2 protein-coding genes and 1 pseudogene are annotated in these 2,815 nt (G+C 45.3%); all 3 read right to left on the bottom strand.

The window, feature by feature from the left end; translation table 11 throughout:
- Positions 1-207 (bottom strand): annotated as a pseudogene (locus ACH2DQ_RS10395) (ABC transporter permease); the annotation flags it as partial.
- On the bottom strand, positions 204-1,286 hold the full coding sequence (locus ACH2DQ_RS10390) for an ABC transporter permease (RefSeq protein ID WP_394913748.1): 1,083 nt from the start codon (positions 1,284-1,286) through the stop codon (positions 204-206). The pseudogene ACH2DQ_RS10395 and the gene ACH2DQ_RS10390, both read right to left, overlap by 4 nt.
- A partial coding sequence (locus ACH2DQ_RS10385) for an ABC transporter ATP-binding protein (RefSeq protein WP_395026663.1) occupies positions 1,283-2,815 on the bottom strand: 1,533 nt, incomplete at its 5' end. The genes ACH2DQ_RS10385 and ACH2DQ_RS10390, both read right to left, overlap by 4 nt.

Raw genomic sequence — 2,815 nt, 5'->3', positions numbered from 1 at the left:
GACCACAAGTGCCGTCACATATCCCAGCACAATGTTGCCGGTTAAATAAGAAACCAGAAGGGAAACAAATGCACCTGCAAGCATGATACCTTCCAGTGCGATGTTCAAAACATTTGCTTTATAGGCAAAGATCCCGCCCAGCACACACAGAAGTATAGGCGTTGCATGATATACGGAATCGTATAAAATATTTCCTAAAAAATTCATTCTGCCGCCCTCCTGTTCTCTTTCCACATCTTATAATGTTGGATGAATCCATATTTTTCATTGAAAAACCTTACTGCCAGGAATAAAATGATCAATCCCTGGAGTACTCCTACGATTTCTTTTGGTACTGCGGTATACATGTTGATATTGTCCGCACCCGTTTTAAGTCCGCTGTAGAAAACAGCCGCCAGCAGGATGCCAACGGGATTGTGCCGTCCCAAAAGTGCAATCAGCATACCATCCCAGCCAAGTCCGGTTGTACCGGAGAAGGTCAGCGTATATTTAAAAGCTTCGCTCATCATCTGTCCCGAACCGGCAAGTCCTGCAAGGGCACCGCTCAGACACATGAGAATAATGATTTTTTTACGGACACGAATACCGGATGCTTCTGAGAATTCCGGATTCTTCCCAATTGCCGTGACCTCGTATCCCAGCTTTGTCTTCTTCATGACAAATGCCATGACAAGCAGCACCGCCAGTGCAATAAAGAAAAACAGCGTCAGCTTCGAGTCCCCAAGCCTTGAAAACATGGCTGTCTCCTTAATGGTGGGCGTACATACATATCCTGCCCCGTCTTCCCGGAATGGACCGGAAGATAAATACTCCAGAATCTTAATCATGGCATAGTTTAAGGTCAGTGTTACAACCATTTCATCCACATGGAAATAGGCCTTTAACAATGCCGGGATCAGGGCAAATAAAACTCCGAAAAGCATTCCCACCAGCATACAGATTACTTTGTGCCAGAAGGGGCTTCCGATAGAAATCATCGCTCCTGCAATGCCGGAAAAGAATCCGCCCAGAAGCAGCTGCCCTTCCACACCCATGTTAAATATGTTCGCTTTAAAGGTAATTGCGATTGCCAGTCCCGTGAGAATCAGCGGGGATGCATAATGCAGCGTATTGCTGAATCCCTTGGCTGTAAACAGGGATTTACCAAGCATAATCCCATAGACTTCAAATGGATTTTCTCCAATCGCCGCAATGATCACGCCGCCGATTCCAAATGCCAGCAGAACGGGTAAAAGTGTATTTACTATTTTGGGAAATATGGATATTTTTTTCTCTCTTTTATTCATGCTGTTCTCCCCTCATCCGGTTTTGCACCTGCCATCAGCAGACCAATTTTCTCCACTGGCTCATCCGGTGATACAACTCCTATGATTTCCCCCTTGTACATAACGGCTATCCGGTCAGAGAGACTCATAATTTCGGAAAGCTCACTGGAAATAAGAAGTACCGAATTTCCTTCGTTTCTGAATTTAAGCAGCTGGGTATGAATAAACTCAATGGAACCAATATCTACTCCTCTGGTAGGCTGGCAGGCAATGATCACCTTGGGATGATTTTCAAATTCCCGTGCGATAATTACCTTCTGGGCATTTCCTCCGGAAAGCTGTGAGATCTCTCCCAGAGGATCTGCCACACGAATGTCATACTTTTCGATATATTCACCTGTCAGGCGCCTGATCTCTTTGTTATGCAGCACACCGCATTTACAGACACCGTGGTTTCCAAAGTACCCGGCGATACAGTTTTCCCCGATACTCATATCCCGGCACAGTCCCTGGGCATATCGGTCTTCGGGAATGATACCCAGACCCTTTTTTCGAAGCTCGTCCGGCCAGGCACCTGTCACATCCATTTCGCATAAATGCACACTCCCTTTTGTAGATGCCATCAGTCCGGTAAGCACCTTAATCAGCTCACTCTGCCCATTTCCCTCTACCCCGGCAATTCCTAAAATTTCCCCTTTATGTACTTCTAAGTCAATGTTGTGAAGAATTTCTTTTTGTTCTGCATTTGTGGTACACAGACCTTTGACACGGTACGCCGTTTCACAGCTGCAGGGAGCAGCATTTTCATTGCTGACGGTTAATACCACATCTCTTCCCACCATCATCTGCGCCAGCTCCTGCTCATTGGTATCAGCCGTTTTTACATTTCCAATTACTTTCCCCTGCTTGATGACCGTTACACTGTCGCTTAATTCCATAACCTCTCTTAATTTGTGGGTAATGACAATGATGGTTTTTCCATTTTTACGAAGTTCTTTTAAATTTTCCATCAGCCGGTCCACCTCCTGAGGCGTGAGCACCGCGGTGGGTTCATCCAGAATTAAGATCCGTACATTCCGGTACAGCATTTTCAGGATTTCTACCTGCTGGCACAGTCCTACAGAGAGATTTTCTACCTTTTCCAGCGGATCTATCTGAAAATGGTATTCTTCAATTAATTCCTTTACCTTTGTAATCTCCGTGTTGCGGTCAATGAACGGGCTTTTTCTGCCCTTCCACTTTTTGTTGATTTCACTTCCAAGCAGAATGTTTTCATAAACGGTCAGGCTGGGCACCAGTTTAAAATGCTGGTGCACCATGCCGATACCGTGTCCTATGGCATCGGTGGGATTTTTAAAAATCACATCCTTTCCGTCTATGAGAATCTTCCCGCTGGTAGGCCGGAGTGCACCGTAGAGCATATTCATCAGGGTTGATTTCCCGGCGCCATTTTCCCCTACGATACATTTAATTTCTTTGGGTTCTACGGATATATTGATCTTGTCATTCGCTGTAAAAGCATCAAACTTCTTTGTTAAGTCGATTGTTTG

The sequence above is a fragment of the Robinsoniella sp. genome, from assembly GCF_034124845.1.
Note: the sequence above shows the minus strand (reverse complement) of the source record. Positions and strands in the feature narration are given on the sequence as shown.

What these genes read in the sequence shown, in the direction of transcription:
- ACH2DQ_RS10390 (WP_394913748.1), bottom strand. Translation starts at nt 1,286, where the DNA reads ATGAATAAAAGAGAGAAAAAAATATCCATATTTCCCAAAATAGTAAAT.